This is a genomic window from Legionella micdadei (genome assembly GCF_000953635.1).
In the GTDB taxonomy this organism is placed as follows: Bacteria; Pseudomonadota; Gammaproteobacteria; order Legionellales; family Legionellaceae; genus Tatlockia; species Tatlockia micdadei.
Window position 1 is genome coordinate 3,291,296 of the sequence record NZ_LN614830.1, and the last position, 18,733, is coordinate 3,310,028.

Genomic DNA, 18,733 nt, shown 5'->3' on the forward strand with positions numbered 1-18,733 from the left:
CTTCGCCTTTAATTAACAGACAACCCTCTTAAAGAGCCCTAGCCTGCGTAATCATTAAGCCCTGTCCGCATCAGCACGGCAGGGCTCTGTACTATTACCAACTACCACTGCGTTTGAATTCTTCTACAGCTGCTTTCAATTGTGATTCAATTTCACCATCATAAGCGCCTGTCTCATTAATTTTCTGCAATAAAGATGCATGAGAAGCACGCATATAGCTGTGAAGAGCATGTTCAAAAGCGCTAACTTCTGCAACAGGGATATCGTCCAGATAACCTTTTTCAACAACAAAAAGGGATACTGCCATCTCTGCCACTGAGAGCGGTGAATATTGCTTTTGCTTCATTAATTCAGTGATGCGTTGTCCACGTTCCAGTTGTTTACGTGTTGCATCATCAAGATCCGAAGCAAACTGTGAAAATGCTTCTAGTTCCCGGAATTGCGCTAGGGCTAATCGTGTACCACCACCCAATTTTTTCATGATTTTAGTTTGAGCAGCACCACCTACTCGAGATACAGATAACCCAGAGTTGATTGCCGGACGAACACCCGAATTGAATAAATCAACATCAAGGAATATCTGACCATCAGTGATGGAGATAACGTTGGTTGGTACGAAAGCCGAAACGTCCCCTGCCTGTGTTTCAATAATCGGTAGAGCAGTAAGCGAGCCGGTTTTACCTTTTACTTCGCCATTCGTTAGCTTTTCAACTTCCTTTGCGTTGATTCGAGCAGCACGCTCCAATAAACGAGAATGCAAATAGAAAATATCCCCAGGGTAAGCTTCTCGTCCAGGTGGGCGTTTTAGCAACAAGGAGATTTGGCGATACGCCCAAGCTTGTTTTGTTAAATCGTCATAGACAATCAGTGCGTCTTCACCTCTCTCCATGAAGTATTCCCCCATGGTGCAACCGGTGTAAGGTGCAATAAATTGCAGAGCAGCTGAGTCTGCAGCGCCAGCAACAACTACGATGGTGTGCTCCATCGCTCCGCTTTCTTCTAATTTGCGAACGATTGCAGCAACAGAGGAAGCTTTTTGGCCGATAGCAACGTAAATGCATTTTACGCCAGTGCCTTTTTGGTTAATGATCGCATCAACAGCAATCGCTGTTTTTCCTGTTTGACGATCACCGATGATCAGCTCGCGCTGGCCGCGGCCTACTGGAATCATTGCGTCAACCGCTTTTAATCCAGTTTGAACAGGTTGATCAACAGATTGCCGGCTAATTACACCTGGAGCAACTTTTTCGATAGGAGACATTTTAGTTGCTTCGATAGGTCCTTTACCATCGATTGGGTTACCCAGTGCATCGACTACACGGCCTAATAACGCTTTGCCAACTGGAACCTGAAGAATACGGCCGGTGCACTTTCCTGGTTGACCTTCTGCTAAGTTAGAGTAGTCACCAAGAATTACGGCACCAACTGAATCTCGCTCCAAGTTTAGAGCTAATCCATAAACGCCTCCAGGAAATTCTATCATTTCCCCTTGCATCACATCTTCAAGACCATGCAGACGAACAATTCCATCTTTTAAACTGACAATGGTTCCTACATTTCTCGTCTCAGCTGTAACGCTAAATTTTTCAATTTTCTTTCTGATTAACTCACTGATTTCAGATGGGTTTAAAGCTACTTGTTCTGACATGAAATCTATCCTCTCTGTTACGCGGCTAAATCGGAGCTTAGTTTATTTAATCTTCCACGCACCGAACCATCAATAACTAAATCGCCTGCATGAATAACTGCCCCTCCTAACAATGACTTATCAATAGTAAGGTTAAGTGTTACTTGGCGTTGTAATCGATGGCTAAGTGAGCTGATTAGTCTCTCTTGTTGTGCAGATGAAAGTTCAGAAAAACTAATGACATCCACCCTCAGTGTTTTTTCTTGTTCAGCACGCAGTACTTCAAATATTGCCTTAATGTCGGGTAACAACATTATTCGTTTGTTCTGAGCCAACAGGATGACCAGATTTCTAACAAATGAGACTTCCTCTGATTCTTCCTTTGCAAAAAGAGTCATTAGCAAATCCACTTGCTGTTCTACTGTAGCGGTTGGACTCGTAATAAATTGCCTTGCTTTCTCATCTAACGCTGCAACAGCAAGTTTATGCAGCATTTCAGACCATTGGCTAAGCTTTCTGGTTGCTAAGGCATGCTCGAAAATTGCTTTCGCGTAAGGCCTGGCGATTGTAGTGGTATTCGACATGTTAAATCTCTTCGATCAGATCATCGAGCAGCGCGCTGTTCGCTTTTGCATCGACTTCACGATTAAGAATCCTTTCTGCGCCGGCTATCGCTAATTGAGCTACTTGGTTACGTAAACCATCTTTTGCACGATTTATTTCTTGCACTAATTGCTCATGAGCTATCTTCGCTTGCCTTTGTGCTTCCAACTTAGCTTCTTCTTTAGCCTCTTCAATCAGCTGCGCCGCACGGCGATTTGCTTTTTCAATAATCTCTGAGGCCTGCGCCTTCGCTTGTTTTAATTCATCTTTAACGCGATGTTGAGCAAGCTCTAGTTCTTTGCGACCTCGCTCAGCTGCTGATAACCCATCGGCTATTTTATCTTGTCGCTCTTCCATCGCTTTAGCCAACGGAGGCCATACAAATTTCATGGTAAACCAAACAAATGCTGCGAAAACCAGCATTTGCACAACCAAAGTTAAATTAATTTCCAAGGTAGTATCTCCCGTAGCAATCAGGGCGCTTTGCGCCCTTATTTGGTGTTATTTAAGAACCCAAGCTGCTGAGGAAGGGGTTAGCGAAAGTGAAGTACAACGCAATACCCACACCAATCATTGTTACCGCATCGAGAAGGCCTGCAACGATAAACATTTTTACTTGCAACATTGGAACCATTTCAGGCTGACGCGCAGAACCCTCAAGGAATTTTCCGCCTAATAAACCGAAACCAATCGCAGTACCTAAAGCACCTAAACCAATGAGTAGAGCGACTGCAATAACAGTCATACCTTGAATCTGTGCTATCAAATTTGCAGCTTGCATATAAATCCCCTTAATGGACAATGATTAATTTAAAAAAAACCTTAATGATCTTCATGAGCCAAACTTAAATAAACGATAGTCAGTACCATGAAGATAAATGCTTGCAACGTAATTACCAATATATGGAAAATCGACCACGCTAAGGCCAGCAAAAATTGTGCAGTCCCTAGAGTTGTTGTTGCTATAACTGAAGTTGACGCCGCATTCAGAGTTAGCAACGCTATCAGAATAAAGATTAATTCGCCAGCATATAGATTACCAAATAACCGCAACGCGAGGGAAATAGGCTTAGCGATCAATCCAACCAGCTCAAGTAGTAGATTGAATGGAATAAATACAGGATGATTGAATGGTTGTAATGTCAATTCCTTAACGAATCCCTTTATTCCCTTTATTTTCACACTATAAATTATTATCAGTGCAAAAACGGAAATTGACAGCGCAAAAGTTAGGTTTAGGTCGTTAGTAGGTACCACTTTCAGATAATGAATACCGAGAGATTGCGCCGCTAAGGGCAGAATATCAACGGGAAGGATATCCATAAAATTCATGAAGAAAACCCAAACAAAGATTGTCAACGCAAGGGGGCCAATTAGATTGCTTTTCCCATGAAAGCAATCTTTCACCTGATTGTCTGCAAACTCAAGCAACAATTCTGCGAAATTTTGCAACTTTCCTGGTACACCGGTCGTGACCCTGCGTGCACCGAAGTATAACAATGAGAGAATAATAATCCCTGTCACCAAAGAGAAAAATAAGGTATCTAAGTTTATTGTCCAAAACCCATTAGAACCAAAACTCATTGTTTTAAAATTATACGTTAGATATGTAAGATGATGCTTGATGTATTGGGTACTAGATACCATTTCAGTCACTTTCAGGCCTATTTTGTTTGTTAGCAAAAATCAGTGGTGCAAACCAGTAGTTCATTAACACCACAATGTAGGTGAAAAAAAACGCAAGAGGGGTGATCCTAACTAATAGAAAAATCAGTGTAAATAAGATAATTGACGACACTATTTTTAAAGCTTCACCTAAATAGAAGCCTTTGACTATTTGCCGTGCTGCTCTGGCGCCTCGGTAATAAAATAATTTTCTTGCAAACAGCGCTGAGGGGATTATTGCAACTATGCCACCTAATAACGCTGACATTGCCTCCCTTTTGCCGAAAATCAAAAGTAGTGATAGTGATATCAATACACTAGTCAACAGTTGAATTCCAAGCATGCGCTTTACGCCGCTAACGCCAAGCTTATCTTTCACATTTCACCCATCTTTTAACGCGCGGATTATAAAGTAAACAGCTTGGATACGCAACTGTTCATTAATTAACACTAAGACTACCCCACTCCAAATGACATACCTCGTTTATTGTTTACCCGCAATAACCTGGTGAATTTTCTCTACTATTCGTTAGAAGATTAAACTGGATTATATTGGCAAAAATCCAACATCCTGTATCAACTGGAGTCCCACATTTTTGCATTCAGGCGGAAATCTAAATACGGGCGAGCACTTCTTGCAGGATTAAATAATAAAGGAGGTAAAAATAACAATTTTCTCGGTTTATACCCACCTCCATTTCGTTTTTGCAATAATCTTGGTTAAACAAAGCAACTTTTGCCTTAGATGTAAAAAAGTAGCTTTGATTTTTACTCTCCACTGAGGCAAGAGCTGCATCAATTACTGGAATAATAATGCCAAATTGCTTATAGTTTAAGTAGGGGGTTTTGTATTTTTTTACATCATTTTTTTTGTATAAATTTCCATTAACCCTCGGCAGTTCACTCGCAATAGAAGGAATCGTATATGTCTGAAAAGCAACAACGTACCGCCACTAGCATGCGGGAAAAAATGCTCAATCGCTATGGAGACGAGCTCCACCATAAACACAATAAAAACCACACATCCTACCGGAAACATTGCAAAACACACCCAGTTCAAACCTTGAACGGTTATGATGAAGAACGTGACGCTAATACATCGACAGGTTTATTACGCGCACTTAGAGTAAGAAAAATTCGTAAACGACTGGATAAAGGTCGCTTCCATTGATAAAGTAAAAGGTATCCTCCAGGTTAGCCACTTCCTGGTTTGGAAAAACAATACCCCGTGGCCTGGATGTGCCAGGCCACAGTCTATTTTAGATCAGCTGTCTGCAATGGCCTGTTTGCTGAGATTATAGTACTTAAACAATTTGACCACTCGCTCAACCCCTTGTGTGTTTTTAGCTATATTTATGACTCGTTCGGCTTGCTGTGGCCTGACATCACCCATTAAATATACAATGTAGTCAGAGGTTATTACTTTGAATGCATGAGGATCGATTTCTGCATCTGCAAAAATCTGGCTGCGTATTTTGGCAGTAATCCAACTGTCCTCCAACACTGAGTTGGGTTGTTTGCTTACATCGAGCTGGTTAATGACGCGGCGATAACCGGTTAGAGAGGAAACCCGTCGAACTGCTTCATTTCGGAGCCCGGCAGTAGGTACATGTCCTGCAAGTAGTATATCGCCGTTGAAAACTGCTAAATCGATAGAGCAGCCTTTTTGCTTAAACAGTTGGTCATCGAAAAGTGCATGACCTGCTTTCGCCCCTAACTGGTAATCGTCAATTTTTTTGTAAACGTTATGCCGATCGTAAACGAGCTTTGCTCCGGTCCATAGCTCGCTGTAACAACCCTCTAACAACATGATTCCCACTAGAAGGGTAATAAAACGTCCTTGTTTTTTCATACTTTTAGACTATGTACTGAAAAACCTTGACTACTTTTCTTACTTCATTCACTTGCCTTGCGACATCGACAGCAAGATTGGCCTGTTCGTGTGTCACAATTCCCATTAAATAAACGACACCATTCTCGGTCACAATGCGAATGGAGCCGGATTCTAAGCCTTTTCGAGTAAGCATTAAACTTCTTACTTGACTCGTAATCCATGTGTCCTTTGTTCTTTCCGCCAAGGGTAGAGGGTAATCAACCGTTACCTCATCGTATACGCGCCTTACATTAGGTGTATTCTGTGCTATTTTTTCAGCTAGGACTCGTAATGAAGCAGCAGGTGTTTGCCCTACCAATAGAACGACCCGATTAAAACTTGTCACATTAATTCTCGAATCGCGAAAGCGGGGATCTTTTACTATGGCAGTATGGATTTTGTGAAATATGCGTGCATCACTTTCAATCGTAACTACGCTGCGCCTATCGTATACCACCAAGCTTGCTGCAGCACCTGCAACAACAGCCGCAACGCAGCCAGTAAGTAAGGAGCATACCAGGAAAAAAATGATTGAACGAAATTTCATAATCTACCCCAACATTTGACCAAATAAGGATTGATCAATCAGATCACAAAAGCAATGCAAAATAAATAAATGCGTTTCACGGATGCGGGCATCATTATCGCCCTGTATTCTCAATTCGATATCTTCTGGACCCAGATGATTAGCAAGGACGCCCCCATCACGGCCACTTAAAGCAATCGTATCCATTCCCCTATCATTTGCTGCGTTTACCGCCTGCAAAATACAATCAGCATTCCCTGAAGTTGATAGCACAAGTAAGACATCACCTTCTTGGCCTAACGCTTGAATTTGCCTAGCAAACACTTGATCGTAGTGGCCATCATTGGCAACCGATGTGAGCGAAGCAATATCAGTCAATGCAATCACTGGTAGAGGAGGACGTTCTACTTCAAAATGATTAATCATAGCCGAAGCAAAATGAAGGCTGTTTGCTGCCGAGCCGCCGCTTCCACACACCAGGATTTTGCCATCATTAAGTAAACAATTAACTAAGCGCAAACCCGCTTTAGCTATTTGAGCAGATAAGGTATCTGCTACGGCAATTTTTGCTTCAATGCTAATACCAAAGAGTTGTCTGACGCGATCTTCCATCTGGGACATGTTACTGTTTCCGATTTAATTTAAAGCCCTGCTTCAAAGGCATTTTTAATCCACTCAACCCGTTGTCCTTTATCTTCAAAACCCAATACGTCGAAACGTACTGGTTGCTTGTTGTATTTTTTAGTTGTCATTAAGTAATGGGCAGCAGCTTTAGCAATCCTTTGTTGCTTAACGTAAGTAACACTGGCTATAGCCCCTCCGAAAGCTTGGGACATGCGGGAACGGACTTCAACAAAGACTAAGTAATTTTGTTCTTCCATAATTAAATCAATTTCACCCCAAGGACAACGGTAATTACTCCTCACCCAATGTAATCCTTGTGTAAGGAGATAATCTCGTGCCCGTTGTTCTGCCTTGATTCCAGTCTTCAATGACATCGTTACTCCTTCGAACAAATTTAGTCGTGCCAGTGTCAGCCGGTCGTTACAGCAACCCCGCCTCTAAATTGCCCCCAAGCAGGAATTCTTGCAATTTGTTGTGCTCGATTCAAGTAAAGGACGCCACTTTTATCATCAATACCCATTGCTGGGAAGAGTAATAATTGGTTGAGCTGGGTTGATAAAGTATAACTGTCCATCCCTAGAGCATATAACCGATTATAACTGTTCAGCTGTTCTGGCCAATTTCTATTTGCCATCTGATGGGCGAAGACCCAGGGCATATCGCTAAAAATAATGCCATCAAGATCCTTATCCTGCATGATATTTGGACTTCCTGCATAAACAGTCGATGTTGCATAGACTGGAACGTTGCCTGCGAAATAATACCTCAACAAAGGCATTATCTGTCGCGCCTTGGAAGGGTAAGCAAGTAGGAAAATCATGTCAAAATCTTCTCGGCGCCTGGGTATCGCTTGAATTCTTTGTCCCAATAGCCGCTTAATCTTTTTTTCTCTAGCCTGACTATCAGAAACATGAAGTAAGTCTCGCACAGCGACATTCAGGTCATCATTATTTCCATAAGCAAGTTTATCAACGACAACACCACCATTGCTCTGCCACTGAGAAGTAAATGCTGCAACAATCTCATCTCCCCATTGTCCAGAAGGCGCGATAACCAGCGCCCGCCGATAGCCTTTTTTTCCAGCTTTAACAGCTACCTGTCTTGCTTCATTGCTAGGAGACAAACCAAAACGATAAACATTTGTGCTATTAGCCACATCAATATCATTAAGTAGCAAGGTGGGTACAGGATGTTCGAGTGTTGCCACAACCGCTACATCCGCTTTGCTCAAGGGACCCACCACATAATCTGCACCCTCGCTCAGCGCTTGTTGATATAAAGCCGCGACATTGCCTGCAGCCGTGTCGTATTGACGGATATCTGCTGGCGAGTTACTGGCTGCGGCCATAAACCCGTCGCGTATAGCGCCGCCAGGACCTGCTAACGGCCCGCTTAAGGGTAATAATAAGGCGATTTGTTTTGGAGAATGATGCAAATAAGGTTTCACTGCACTTAGCGGCGAAGGTAATAACTGATTGGCAGGGTGCCCCTGGTATTGAGTTTGCCATTGTTCAACTTGGGCAAAAAGCGCTTGTGCATCATTCTGATTTTGTCGTGAGATCAAAGCTAACTTCATCCAACCCTGCAGTTCGGAGTCATCAGGGGCTTCCACCGCTAAAGTATTAAGTTCCGCCACAGGTAATTTGGTCAAAGTGAGCCATAAAATACGACGATTATTGGCCTGACTCATTTCATCGGAAAGTAATCTTTCCAGTTTAATTCGTTCAACTACTGATTCTGCACGATTTCCTACTGATTCATAAGCAGAAGCTAAAATTTCATGATATTGAACTTGATAAAAGGGAGACAAATTGCTAATTTCATGCACGCCAGATAATCGAGCAATTGCTGAACGCGGTTGATCGCGGATTATGTCAGTTTTAGCAAGTAAGATATTTTTTGCATTAGCTTGCTCGGGAGATAAATTACTCGTTTGCGCTAGAGTGCGTATCCCATCGCGCCACTGGCCATCATAGATAAATCGACCTGCAGCCATGATCAGCATATTCTGCTTCTCAATGTCCGCCTGATTTTTTGCCAAGGCAAGATAAGCGGTCGCTGGCATCGTGTATGGGGTAGCTGCAGCTGTTGCTTTGGTTTTATTGGCAGTTGGATGAATTTGCGATTCAGGGATCTTCATGCATTGCACAAGCAAAATAGCTGAACCAATAATTGCAATAAAATTTATTTTGAGCGACTTTAATAACATGAGGGTAGGTCCAAAACGCAGGAACGCAATAGGATAAACTATGGTAAAAATTTCAGCAACCTCTGTGGGTACTCTTTATATTGTTGCCACACCAATCGGTAATCGTGAGGATATCAGTTTACGTGCGATAACTACGCTTAAATCCGTGGATACGATTTTAGCCGAAGATACGCGTCACTCTGGCCAACTGCTTGATTCATTAGGAATCAATAAGCCCTTACTTTCTTTACATGCCCATAATGAGGCCACTAAGGCAGAGGCCATTATTGAAACCTTACAACAAGGTAAATCTTTTGCTTTAATCAGTGATGCAGGCACACCGCTCATCAGTGATCCCGGTTTTCCTCTTGTTCGCCTTGCGCGCCAAAAGCAAATTCCAGTTGTACCCATTCCAGGTCCCTGTGCTTTGATAACTGCTCTTTCAGCAGCTGGAGTACCTTGCGATACGTTTACTTTTGTTGGCTTTTTGCCAGCCAAACAAACCGGTAGACGAGCCAAACTCGAATCGTTAAAAGCGAGTGAACACACTATCGTATTTTATGAATCGACGCATCGAATTCTCGATTGTATAGACGACATTATCGAAGTATACGGGCAAAACTATGAGATGGTTGTTGCTAAAGAGTTAACAAAAACCTTTGAACATTTTATAAGTGCGGCAGCTCAAGAAATTAAAAATTGGTTTCTTGAAGATAAAGCGCGTTGTAAGGGTGAATTTGTTTTGGTCTTGCCTAAAAAGGAGGAGGAGGGTGATGCCAATCGAAAAGAACAAGAGATCTTATCTTTATTGGTTAAAGAATTACCTCTAAAGCAAGCGGTGAAAATTGCGAGCGAATTGACCCAAAGAAATAAAAATGAATTGTATAAATTAGCTTTAAAATTAATAAGTTAACTAAAAAACCCTGGTCGTTAAAAGCAGATACCTAAACTCAAGAGAAGGTTTATACTTATACTTATTGAGATAGGAGGATCCGAAATGAAGGGTAAGCAGTCTAAATCTAAGCAACGACATTCGCAAAGCTTCGCGGGAAAAAATCGTCCACCCTTCGAATGCATTGCTCTTGTATTGCAAGGCGGCGGCGCACTCGGCTCGTATCAAGGAGGTGTCTATGAGGCGCTGGCAGAAGCAGAACTCCATCCTGACTGGGTTGCCGGAATCTCGATTGGTGCCATTAATGCCGCAATTATCGCTGGAAATCCTCCTAAAGAAAGGGCATCTAAACTCAAACGTTTTTGGGAAACCATTACGACAAACCCTTTACTGGACTGGACCACCATTTCCGGGCAATTTGCTCCCAGAGGTGATTGGGCCCGTGGATTATTCAATAATCTGAGTGCGATGTTTACTCTAATGAGCGGCACAACCAACTTTTTTATACCTCGTATTCCCGCTCCATTCTTCCATCCTGATGGTACCGTTGAAGCAACCAGTTTTTATGATACCAAGGAGCTTAAAGCAACGCTTGAGCGTTTTGTTGATTTTGATCGGATCAATCATGGTGAAACTCGTTTTAGCGTCGGTGCTGTGAATGTATGCTCAGGTAATTTTATTTATTTCGACAATAATCGTGAGATCATTCGTCCCGAACACGTGATGGCAAGTGGATCGTTGCCCCCAGGATTTGCTGCAACTGAAATCGACGGTGAATTTTACTGGGACGGCGGGTTGATTTCTAACACACCATTACTATGGATTGTTGATGGTGACACTCGTCAAGACACGCTCGCTTTTCAAGTTGACTTATGGAGTGCTCGTGGAACAATACCGCGTAATCTTAGGGGAGCTATGACCCGCCAGAAAGAAATTCAATATTCTAGCCGAACTCGTGCGGCAACCAATCAATTCAAACGCCTCCAACAAGCTCGATGTGCACTCTCTAAATTGCTTACAGAATTACCAAGCGAATTACAGGAAACTGAAGAAGCGAAGATCTTAAAAAAAATAGCCGATCATAAAGTGTATAATATTGTCCAATTGATTTATCGCGCACAACAATATGAGAGTTATTCCAAAGATTATGAATTTTCTCGGCTAACAATGAACGAACATTGGAAAGCGGGTTATTACGATGTCACACATACCTTAAAACACCCTCAAATTTTTCAACGGCCAAGTAATAAAGAGGGGGTTTTTACCTTTGACTATACAAGCCAAAGCGAACGGTGACATTAATACAGTTACAAAATTAATGGGCGAGCCACATGAGGGGAGCACGGCCTAACAGAGGATTTACACGAAAAAGCCCTCTGTTAGGCTGCGGCTCCAAAGCTAGATGCTTATAAAGAGGATCCTGTCCCTAGTAATAAACTTTGGGATTCAGCTGGTGCATCTTCCATTTCGATATTCGAATCAACTGTCTCCCCCTTAGCATTTTCCTCTAGATGTTTGGTATAAGCACTATACAATTGATACCCTATATACGCTGCAGTCAGCACTAGTGCAGCTTCCCAACAAATAGCATAAGTGACAATAAATAACGTTGGCATCAGCACGTTTTTCGCCATAGTAATAATGAACTCATTACGAGCCTGCACATAAGCCTGGGTAGCAGCAGCAAGTTCTTCTTGAGTGATTTCGCTTTTATGGATATTCGCATACTCAAGTTGAAGGCTCTTTTCCTGGTATTTTTTATAAGCACCCGCTGATAAGTACATTGCTACAGCAAAAGTACAAATCGCATAGCAAGCAATCACCATTGCCGGAGCTGTAAATATCATGGATGCAGAGAAACCGACAGCCAATAACATCGCGGCAGCGCTATTAAACCAAAACTCTGAACTTAAGGCTTGCCAGCCTATGTCTAGCTGATCGATCTGTTTCTTTAATAACTGGCAATGTTGCGCGTATTCTTTCCTTTTCTCGTCATCCAGATCTTCGTTTTGCAGCTCCCTCAAGTAGAACGCCAGATCCCGCTCTAATTGCGATTTTTTTGTTCGATACTCGTTTTGAGCCAAATGTCGCTGATAAATGAACCAACAAAAATCAAAGAATAGAAACCCAACTACGATCCATCCAGTAACGGGATCGGGTATACCAACCAGTGAATTGTAATTCGTGATGAAATTGACGCTACCCCATACCACATCATTTATCATGACTGGATGGCGTTTATACAGCTCACTTTTGAGACGCATCCACCAATCATAATCTTTATCTGATCGCTCCGCCTTCGATCCGTAGGTATGTTTAATCAACATAGCGGCATTTAATATAAAGCGGAAAGCAAAGAAACCGACGCTTAATACTTTGAGGGTAGCGTTTGGTGTTTCGAGAATATCAACGATGCGATCAGCATCGATTTTCCTACCAAAAATACTGCCAAGTCGATCAAGCAATTCCAAGTCCCGTGCTAAAAGAAACGACTTGGTTATACTGGTGCGGCAGAAAAACCAATAAATACGATAGATGTTACCAGTAGACACCAGATCGCGAATTTTTGATACTTTTGTAGGCGCTGTTAATAATTCAATTAAGTTCTTAGAAATTGTTTTCCCAAGATAGTCGAAAAACGAGTCCTCGCTCGCCTTATCTTTTTTAAGTTTTGTGGGTTCGTTTGGTTTGGTATCGCCTCTTTTTTGCAAACGTTTTTTTATTTCTAAACGTAACTTTAAAAATTCATCAGCTTTTCCGTCTTGCCCATAAGCACGATGAAAATTTTGCAGCATAATGCAGCAGTAATAGCAATAAAACCAAAAGATTTCTCGATTTATCTCGTCTTTTTTAAGGCGTTCGAATAATAGCTCGTACTCTTTTCGAATTAGTTTTTCATTAGAGGCTAGGAATCCATAGTGATGGGTTTGGGCTCTTTCTTCAGCGTCAGCAAAACTTCTAACGTTTGCAAAAAATTGGTGCTTATCATCAGCGAACTCTTCATAATATTCTTCAAAAGCCATAATTTCTCAACCCATCAAAAAAATGAACACCCCGTGGGAATATAAAACTTATTATTCTATTTTGCAATAGACGAAACATTATGTATTTATTTTTTGCATATTGATTACTAAATGTTGCTCATGTTGTGTTAATATTTTTTTATTAGAATATTATTCAAACATTTCATAGAAGTTTTAAGAATGGTCGGTTATATCACACTAGGTAGTTCGGATTTTGAAAGGTTACTGGACAACCCTTTTGTAGAAAGTGTCGATCATGAAGAATTTAACAAAACCCTAGGTAAAGATGTCACTATTCTTGGCACAAGTGACAATACTATCGAAAGGTTAAGTTATTATCATGCCCCAAATAGTGATTTAACAGTAATTACTACCCCATTACAAGCATTTGAGTACGGCGAAATGCTAACTCATTTAAATACCTTTTTTGCACGGAAAGGGGTTCGTGTACCTCGCCAGTTCCTCGTCGGTTTAATTGGACATGGCGCCACTGAGGGGCATATTGTCGCAGCGTACTCCTCAGCTGATCGTCAAACAATGAAGATTTTCGACCCAAAGGTCAGTGATGCAGTTAAATTTTTTGCTAAAAAACGAGACAAAAGCCCATTGACAGTGCTTAGATCCCTTTGGCGTGCCCTCACCAAGCCTGCTCCTGAACAAGAAATTCTAATAACAGATAGGACGAATGGCTCAACCGATAAAGCGGATTATATTTCTCTTGGAACACAATCTTTCTTTGATCCTGCCTCATGCGGTTATCATAGCGCCGCCACATTAAAGATTTGTGAACGTACACTGCAAGGAGAAGGAAGGTTACCCACACGCGAGGATATCCTTGAAGAAATTGGAAACCCGGTTAGTGACTATTATGACATCATTCACAATAGTTACTCTGCTTATAAAGTTAGAGTAAGTTTTTTTGATTTTTTTAAGCAAGCGTTCTATGACACCTTCATGCCATTGCTTGATGAAAAACAACGGCAACAAGCGAATTTTGCTCATTACTTTTTGGGATGGCCACAGGAATCGGGGATTGGCAAAAAAATCCTTTATTTTTTTACCATTGGTTTTATCATAAATCCGATAATCAATATGATCCGGCGCCCACTGGAATTTTTACCTAATTTTGCCTCAGAAGTTGCAAATTTCTTTGTAAACCGTTTAATTGATTGGGCGCCAACCAATTCCGCAGCACAATACGTTCGATCGGGATTGCTGCTTCTCACTTATGGTTTACAGTACTTATTTAAGAGTGTTTATATTGCTCTGCGCACGGTTACTTCACCAATTTCCAGTTTCCAAGCAGCTCAACAGCTCAAAAACCCAATCGTACGCACTATTCTAAGCGGATTAAGTATCCTTATCTCAGCTGCAGCTTATGTTAGTTTAGCTGTATTCGCAGCGCCAGCACTCTATGCTCTAGCTGGGCCGGCAATTACACCAATCGTAAATACCTTAGCGGTACCCTTTATTAAATTGCTTACATTTATTGGTTTAGATATAGCACCTGCTTCTGCAGCTTTTTTTACAGTTGCTTCAGGAAATTTCTTACTTGCGGCCACAGAAAGGTTTGGTGATGGACTACTAAGTAAAGAAAAATCCGATAACTCAAAGGATAACTCTGAGGATTTTGCAGACGATCTCTTTGATTTACCTGCTAGTTCGAATGCGAGCAAAAGCCTTGCTAAATACGCAAGGCCCATATCGATTAGTAAATCGTCACAAGATGCTCACCACTCAGCTCTACCTGAAAAGTCCGATGCTCCTTCTTCTGGGGGAGACTTTGGCTTCGTGGATATTGATTCTGAGGATGAATTTACTCCTGGCCTTAAATAAGTCTATTTTCCAATACAAAAACTAGAAAAAATTCTACCGAGTAAATCATCTGACGAAAATTCACCGGTGATTTCACATAAAGCGTGATGTGCAAGCCTTAAGTCTTCAGCAAGCAGCTCTCCGGCGCGCGATTCGCTTAGTTGGCGTTGCCCTGCCAGTAAAAATTCCCTGGCTTGATCCAGCGCTTCTAAATGGCGCCTGCGTGCTAAAAACTGCCCCTCTATAGGTTGGTAACCTACTGATTGTTTGATTTTTTCTTTCAATAGCTCCAAGCCTTGCCCTAGCTTCGCCGAAAGATATACTGCATCTTCTTCCTTTTTAGGATTTAAATTGATCGCATCAATTTTATTAAACACTCGAATGATAGGTACAGAAGGAGGCAATGCCTTCCGAATCTCATCGCTTAACACTGGGCAATCTGCGCATGTCACATCTGTTACCATCAATAAACAATCGGCACGGCTAACCTCTTGCCACGCGCGCTTTATCCCTTCTTGTTCCACGCGATCATTGCTCTCGCGCAAGCCTGCTGTATCCACTAAGTGCAAAGGAATATCGTCGAGTAAGACATGCTCCCGCATCACATCGCGTGTAGTACCAGCAACATCAGTGACAATGGCCACGTCACGGCCGGCTAAGCAGTTAATTAAAGTAGACTTTCCTGCGTTTGGCCGCCCAGCAATCACCACCGATAAGCCTTCTCGCATGATCGCACCTTGCGATGCGTTTGCACGGATGGAACTTAACTCCTGTAAGATATCATTCAGCATACCTGCAACTCTACCATCACTTAAAAAATCAATTTCCTCCTCGGGGAAATCAATTGCAGCCTCAACAAATAAGCGTAAATGAATTAATTTCTCATTAAGTTCATTAATTTTTTTTGAAAAATCACCTTGCAAGGATCGAATTGCCATCCTTGCCGCGGTTTGCGAACTTGCATGAATAAGATCCGCAATTGCTTCAGCTTGCGTTAGATCCAGCTTATCGTTAAGAAAAGCACGTTCGGAAAATTCACCCGGTCTAGCCAATCTTGCACCTAATGCTACGCATTCGCTAATTAAATTGTCTAAGACGAGCGGGGAGCCATGCGCTTGGAATTCGACGATGTCTTCACCGGTAAATGAGTAGGGGGCTTTAAAATAAAGGATTATGCCATTATCGAGTATCTCTTTCTGGCGATTAATAAAAGTACAGTATAGTGCTACACGAGGATTAAGTGTTCGATTACCGTTGAGCTGAAGGGCAATTGAGTAGGCTAATGCCCCTGAGAGACGCACAATGCCCACTCCACCACGGCCGGGTGGAGTAGCGATTGCAACAATAGTATCGTCTTGCATTATTTTGCGGAAGCTAGTGTTTTCTTAGGTCGATCATCGCTGTATTTTCGAGTGATATACCATTGCTGCAAAATAGACAGCGCATTGTTAACAACCCAATACAGCACCAATCCAGCTGGAAAATTCCAAAATAAAGCTGTAAACAGGATAGGTAAGAACATCATCACTTTAGCTTGCATTGGATCCGGTGGTGCAGGATTTAGTTTCTGCTGGATGAGCATCGTCGCGCCCATAATGATCGGCAAGATGTGATACGGATCTGCAGCCGATAAATCTTTAATCCAGAAAATGAAAGGGGCTTGTCTTAATTCGACGCTTTCGAGTAAAACCCAATACAGCGCAATAAATACCGGGATTTGGATAAGGATAGGCAAGCATCCTCCCAAAGGATTAACTTTTTCTTGGCGATATAACTCCATCGTTGCCTGGCTTAATTTGGCCTTATCATCGCCATATCGCTCACGCAAAGCTTGTAATTTAGGTTGGAGTTTGCGCATACCTGCCATGGATTTATAGCTAGTCGCAGAGAGTCGATAAAAAGCTAATTTGATTAATACGGTCACTAGCACAATCGACCATCCCCAGTTACCTACCATGGAATAGATTGCCTTCATCAATGAGAATAAAATAGAAGACAAGAACCATAGCCAGCCATAATCAACTGTTAGATCCAAACCAGGTGCAATTGCTTTTAATTCGGATGTGATTTCAGGGCCCACATATAAACTAGAACCGATTTCCTTCTTAGCTCCTGGTTCTATTGTTATCGGTTGGCTTACTGCACCGATCGTATAATTATCATCAACTGATCTTGTATAAAAGACATTATGGCTATCTGCTTTTGGCACCCAAGCACTCACGAAATAGTGTTGCTGCATAGCGATCCAACCACCTTGCGCATTGACATCCAGGTTTGATTTAGTCATATCTTTGAAAGTGACTTTCTTATACCGTTGTTGCCCCGGATTTGAATAAGAAGCCCCCGTGTAGGAACCAACATGAAAAATACTTGATTTATCCTCTTGAGGGGAACTTCGTAGTAATTGGGTATTCATATACCCTTTCCATGGCGTTGCACCTTGATTTTCAATGACGTAATTCACTTGTATTAAATAGCTTCCCCTTGTGAAAGTGAATTCCTTTTTCACGGCTAAACCGTCAGCTGTTTTACCACTTAAAGTGACTACCAGCTTTTCTTCACCAGGTGCCAATTGATATTGTTGCTGAGGGCTAGTGAAATCAAAATCAATATTTTGGACGGCTTGGTTGGCATTGGTAAATAAACTGCTGTTTGCCACATACCGCTCATCTGGCTGATTCTGAAATAGTGTTATTGGCTTATCTTTCTCATCCACGCTGACCGGATAATCAAGCAATTGGGCGCCTACTATATCACCTTGCTGTAAATCGATATTTAAATTGAGGACATCGGTCTTTACCTGGATGGGTTGAGAAGTAGAAACCACTGCTGGCGCATTGGGTTTGCTGGTTGCTTCTGCGTTTGTCTCATTACTCGAAGAATTGTTGATGTTTGGTAGTAAGCTGCCGTTATTGATCGTTGCAGAACTTGTCTGACTAGCCAGCTGTTTTGGCGCCGCTGGATAATCGCGTTGCCAATTCATCCAGAGCGAATAAACAATCAGCGCTAAAGCTGCATATAAAACTACACGTCGTATATCCATTAATACTTCTCTTTGTTAGGTGATACAGGATCATAGCCGCTTTTCCCCCAAGGGTGACATCGCGATAAACGACAGAGGGTCAGCCATCCCCCTTTGAGAATGCCAAGTTGTTTTATTGCTTCGATAGAATAATCTGAACAACTTGGGTGAAAGCGACAGCAAGGCTTCATGATCGGTTTTAGCAAACGTTGGTATAAAAAAATCGGCATACAAGTCAGGTTGCGTATGAATTGGTTAATTTGTCCCATATGGTACTCAATCTGGCAATAATTATCTTATTTTCGATTTCCGCGAGCCCTGGTCTTGCTATAAATACCACGTCAACTGCAGGTAATCGAGCGGTACGAAAGGTTTCACGCAATAAACGCTTTACACGATTTCTGTCATGTGCTTTTGGTATTGACTTTTTTGATAGTGCTAGCCCAAGTCTGGCATACCCCAGGGTGTTTGCACGATGCAAAACAATAAACTCTGAGGTAACCATTTTTTTTGCTTGTTCAAAAACGTAGTCATAGTCACTTTTATTCAGTAACCGCCGCGTTTTACTAAAACAGTTCACTTAGGCGGATAGACGCTTACGACCTTTTGCACGACGACGCTTAAGAACTAAACGACCACCTCGTGTAGCCATACGCTGTCTAAAACCATGATCACGTTTGCGTTTTAGATTACTTGGTTGAAATGTGCGTTTCATGATGAACCTGTTATTTAATTAAAATTTAAGGTTGGCAATGATAGAAAACTTTACATCTGCTGTCAAATAACCAGTCATTATTCGATTCTTAAAACATTGTTTTTCTGTCCGCCAATTAATATAAACATTTAAATTTTTTTAACCTTGTTTTTATTATATT

General features: G+C 41.8%; 21 protein-coding genes. 4 read left to right on the forward strand and 17 right to left on the reverse strand.

Annotated elements, in window-relative coordinates; translation table 11 throughout:
- Window positions 1–94: 94 nt before the first annotated feature.
- The 6 genes from atpA to LMI_RS14645 are packed head-to-tail and all read right to left on the reverse strand — an operon-like array spanning window position 95 to window position 4,274.
- Entirely contained in the window at window positions 95–1,648 is a 1,554-nt protein-coding gene (gene atpA, locus LMI_RS14620; RefSeq protein WP_045100440.1) for a F0F1 ATP synthase subunit alpha, read from the reverse strand.
- Window positions 1,649–1,665: 17 nt separating this feature from the next.
- Complete coding sequence (locus LMI_RS14625; RefSeq protein ID WP_045100441.1) at window positions 1,666–2,211, reverse strand: F0F1 ATP synthase subunit delta; 546 nt, start codon at window positions 2,209–2,211, stop codon at window positions 1,666–1,668.
- A gap of 1 nt (window position 2,212) precedes the next feature.
- Window positions 2,213–2,683 (reverse strand): F0F1 ATP synthase subunit B, encoded by a 471-nt coding sequence (locus tag LMI_RS14630; protein ID WP_045100442.1) that lies wholly within the window; start codon window positions 2,681–2,683, stop codon window positions 2,213–2,215.
- A gap of 52 nt (window positions 2,684–2,735) precedes the next feature.
- On the reverse strand, window positions 2,736–3,011 hold the full coding sequence (atpE, locus tag LMI_RS14635) for a F0F1 ATP synthase subunit C (protein WP_045100443.1): 276 nt from the start codon (window positions 3,009–3,011) through the stop codon (window positions 2,736–2,738).
- 41 nt (window positions 3,012–3,052) lie between these two features.
- Window positions 3,053–3,877 carry a F0F1 ATP synthase subunit A gene (gene atpB / locus LMI_RS14640; protein WP_074454211.1) on the reverse strand — a complete coding sequence of 275 codons (825 nt, stop codon included), beginning with the start codon at window positions 3,875–3,877 and terminating at the stop codon, window positions 3,053–3,055.
- Between the two features lies 1 nt (window position 3,878).
- Window positions 3,879–4,274 carry an ATP synthase subunit I gene (locus tag LMI_RS14645; protein ID WP_231852188.1) on the reverse strand — a complete coding sequence of 132 codons (396 nt, stop codon included), beginning with the start codon at window positions 4,272–4,274 and terminating at the stop codon, window positions 3,879–3,881.
- Window positions 4,275–4,820: 546 nt separating this feature from the next.
- Here LMI_RS14645 and LMI_RS14650 point away from each other — a divergent pair.
- Entirely contained in the window at window positions 4,821–5,066 is a 246-nt protein-coding gene (locus LMI_RS14650; protein WP_045100444.1) for a hypothetical protein, read from the forward strand.
- A gap of 93 nt (window positions 5,067–5,159) precedes the next feature.
- Here LMI_RS14650 and LMI_RS14655 read toward each other — a convergent pair whose 3' ends face one another.
- Genes LMI_RS14655 through LMI_RS14675 form a run of 5 tightly spaced genes read right to left on the reverse strand, consistent with a single transcriptional unit; the run spans window position 5,160 to window position 9,127 of the window.
- Window positions 5,160–5,747 carry a BON domain-containing protein gene (locus LMI_RS14655; RefSeq protein ID WP_045100445.1) on the reverse strand — a complete coding sequence of 196 codons (588 nt, stop codon included), beginning with the start codon at window positions 5,745–5,747 and terminating at the stop codon, window positions 5,160–5,162.
- 4 nt (window positions 5,748–5,751) lie between these two features.
- The gene (locus tag LMI_RS14660) at window positions 5,752–6,315 is read right to left on the reverse strand and encodes a BON domain-containing protein (protein ID WP_045100446.1); all 564 of its coding nucleotides are present in this window, start codon (window positions 6,313–6,315) and stop codon (window positions 5,752–5,754) included.
- Window positions 6,316–6,318: 3 nt separating this feature from the next.
- Window positions 6,319–6,915 carry a D-sedoheptulose-7-phosphate isomerase gene (locus LMI_RS14665; RefSeq protein WP_045100447.1) on the reverse strand — a complete coding sequence of 199 codons (597 nt, stop codon included), beginning with the start codon at window positions 6,913–6,915 and terminating at the stop codon, window positions 6,319–6,321.
- 20 nt (window positions 6,916–6,935) lie between these two features.
- A complete protein-coding gene (locus LMI_RS14670; RefSeq protein WP_045100448.1) occupies window positions 6,936–7,292 on the reverse strand; it encodes a YraN family protein in 357 nt (118 codons plus the stop codon).
- 35 nt (window positions 7,293–7,327) lie between these two features.
- Complete coding sequence (locus LMI_RS14675; RefSeq protein ID WP_045100449.1) at window positions 7,328–9,127, reverse strand: penicillin-binding protein activator; 1,800 nt, start codon at window positions 9,125–9,127, stop codon at window positions 7,328–7,330.
- A gap of 40 nt (window positions 9,128–9,167) precedes the next feature.
- On the opposite strand from LMI_RS14675, the gene rsmI reads away from it, so the two are divergent.
- Complete coding sequence (gene rsmI / locus LMI_RS14680; RefSeq protein WP_045100450.1) at window positions 9,168–10,019, forward strand: 16S rRNA (cytidine(1402)-2'-O)-methyltransferase; 852 nt, start codon at window positions 9,168–9,170, stop codon at window positions 10,017–10,019.
- A gap of 84 nt (window positions 10,020–10,103) precedes the next feature.
- On the forward strand, window positions 10,104–11,294 hold the full coding sequence (locus LMI_RS14685) for a DUF3734 domain-containing protein (RefSeq protein ID WP_045100451.1): 1,191 nt from the start codon (window positions 10,104–10,106) through the stop codon (window positions 11,292–11,294).
- Window positions 11,295–11,404: 110 nt separating this feature from the next.
- Here the strand turns inward: LMI_RS14685 and LMI_RS14690 are convergent, their stop codons facing one another.
- Window positions 11,405–13,021, reverse strand: coding sequence for a hypothetical protein (locus LMI_RS14690; protein ID WP_052679602.1), 1,617 nt, complete (start codon window positions 13,019–13,021; stop codon window positions 11,405–11,407).
- Window positions 13,022–13,201: 180 nt separating this feature from the next.
- Between LMI_RS14690 and LMI_RS14695 the strand changes: the two genes are divergently transcribed.
- A complete protein-coding gene (locus tag LMI_RS14695; RefSeq protein WP_045100452.1) occupies window positions 13,202–14,857 on the forward strand; it encodes a hypothetical protein in 1,656 nt (551 codons plus the stop codon).
- A 2-nt stretch (window positions 14,858–14,859) separates the two neighbouring features.
- Here LMI_RS14695 and mnmE read toward each other — a convergent pair whose 3' ends face one another.
- The 5 genes from mnmE to rpmH are packed head-to-tail and all read right to left on the reverse strand — an operon-like array spanning window position 14,860 to window position 18,573.
- Window positions 14,860–16,197 carry a tRNA uridine-5-carboxymethylaminomethyl(34) synthesis GTPase MnmE gene (gene mnmE / locus LMI_RS14700; protein WP_045100453.1) on the reverse strand — a complete coding sequence of 446 codons (1,338 nt, stop codon included), beginning with the start codon at window positions 16,195–16,197 and terminating at the stop codon, window positions 14,860–14,862.
- Window positions 16,197–17,879, reverse strand: coding sequence for a membrane protein insertase YidC (yidC, locus tag LMI_RS14705; protein ID WP_045100454.1), 1,683 nt, complete (start codon window positions 17,877–17,879; stop codon window positions 16,197–16,199). The genes mnmE and yidC overlap by 1 nt, the downstream gene beginning before the upstream one ends.
- Window positions 17,879–18,127 (reverse strand): membrane protein insertion efficiency factor YidD, encoded by a 249-nt coding sequence (gene yidD, locus LMI_RS15180; RefSeq protein ID WP_074454210.1) that lies wholly within the window; start codon window positions 18,125–18,127, stop codon window positions 17,879–17,881. Before yidD ends, yidC begins: the two co-directional genes overlap by 1 nt.
- Entirely contained in the window at window positions 18,094–18,438 is a 345-nt protein-coding gene (rnpA, locus tag LMI_RS14710) for a ribonuclease P protein component (protein ID WP_045100455.1), read from the reverse strand. Before rnpA ends, yidD begins: the two co-directional genes overlap by 34 nt.
- Complete coding sequence (gene rpmH, locus LMI_RS15185) at window positions 18,439–18,573, reverse strand: 50S ribosomal protein L34 (protein ID WP_019215662.1); 135 nt, start codon at window positions 18,571–18,573, stop codon at window positions 18,439–18,441.
- Between the last annotated feature and the right edge of the window lie 160 nt (window positions 18,574–18,733).

Bases quoted from the DNA above. Each gene is read 5' to 3' on its own strand.
- LMI_RS14675 (WP_045100449.1), bottom strand. From the start codon at position 9,127: ATGTTATTAAAGTCGCTCAAAATAAATTTTATTGCAATTATTGGTTCA.
- LMI_RS14685 (WP_045100451.1), top strand. From the start codon at position 10,104: ATGAAGGGTAAGCAGTCTAAATCTAAGCAACGACATTCGCAAAGCTTC.
- LMI_RS14650 (WP_045100444.1), top strand. From the start codon at position 4,821: ATGTCTGAAAAGCAACAACGTACCGCCACTAGCATGCGGGAAAAAATG.
- LMI_RS14695 (WP_045100452.1), top strand. From the start codon at position 13,202: ATGGTCGGTTATATCACACTAGGTAGTTCGGATTTTGAAAGGTTACTG.
- LMI_RS14660 (WP_045100446.1), bottom strand. From the start codon at position 6,315: ATGAAATTTCGTTCAATCATTTTTTTCCTGGTATGCTCCTTACTTACT.
- rsmI (WP_045100450.1), top strand. From the start codon at position 9,168: ATGGTAAAAATTTCAGCAACCTCTGTGGGTACTCTTTATATTGTTGCC.
- LMI_RS14655 (WP_045100445.1), bottom strand. From the start codon at position 5,747: ATGAAAAAACAAGGACGTTTTATTACCCTTCTAGTGGGAATCATGTTG.
- LMI_RS14625 (WP_045100441.1), bottom strand. From the start codon at position 2,211: ATGTCGAATACCACTACAATCGCCAGGCCTTACGCGAAAGCAATTTTC.
- yidD (WP_074454210.1), bottom strand. From the start codon at position 18,127: ATGGGACAAATTAACCAATTCATACGCAACCTGACTTGTATGCCGATT.
- mnmE (WP_045100453.1), bottom strand. From the start codon at position 16,197: ATGCAAGACGATACTATTGTTGCAATCGCTACTCCACCCGGCCGTGGT.
- atpE (WP_045100443.1), bottom strand. From the start codon at position 3,011: ATGCAAGCTGCAAATTTGATAGCACAGATTCAAGGTATGACTGTTATT.
- yidC (WP_045100454.1), bottom strand. From the start codon at position 17,879: ATGGATATACGACGTGTAGTTTTATATGCAGCTTTAGCGCTGATTGTT.
- rpmH (WP_019215662.1), bottom strand. From the start codon at position 18,573: ATGAAACGCACATTTCAACCAAGTAATCTAAAACGCAAACGTGATCAT.
- atpB (WP_074454211.1), bottom strand. From the start codon at position 3,877: ATGGTATCTAGTACCCAATACATCAAGCATCATCTTACATATCTAACG.
- LMI_RS14665 (WP_045100447.1), bottom strand. From the start codon at position 6,915: ATGTCCCAGATGGAAGATCGCGTCAGACAACTCTTTGGTATTAGCATT.
- LMI_RS14670 (WP_045100448.1), bottom strand. From the start codon at position 7,292: ATGTCATTGAAGACTGGAATCAAGGCAGAACAACGGGCACGAGATTAT.
- LMI_RS14690 (WP_052679602.1), bottom strand. From the start codon at position 13,021: ATGGCTTTTGAAGAATATTATGAAGAGTTCGCTGATGATAAGCACCAA.
- atpA (WP_045100440.1), bottom strand. From the start codon at position 1,648: ATGTCAGAACAAGTAGCTTTAAACCCATCTGAAATCAGTGAGTTAATC.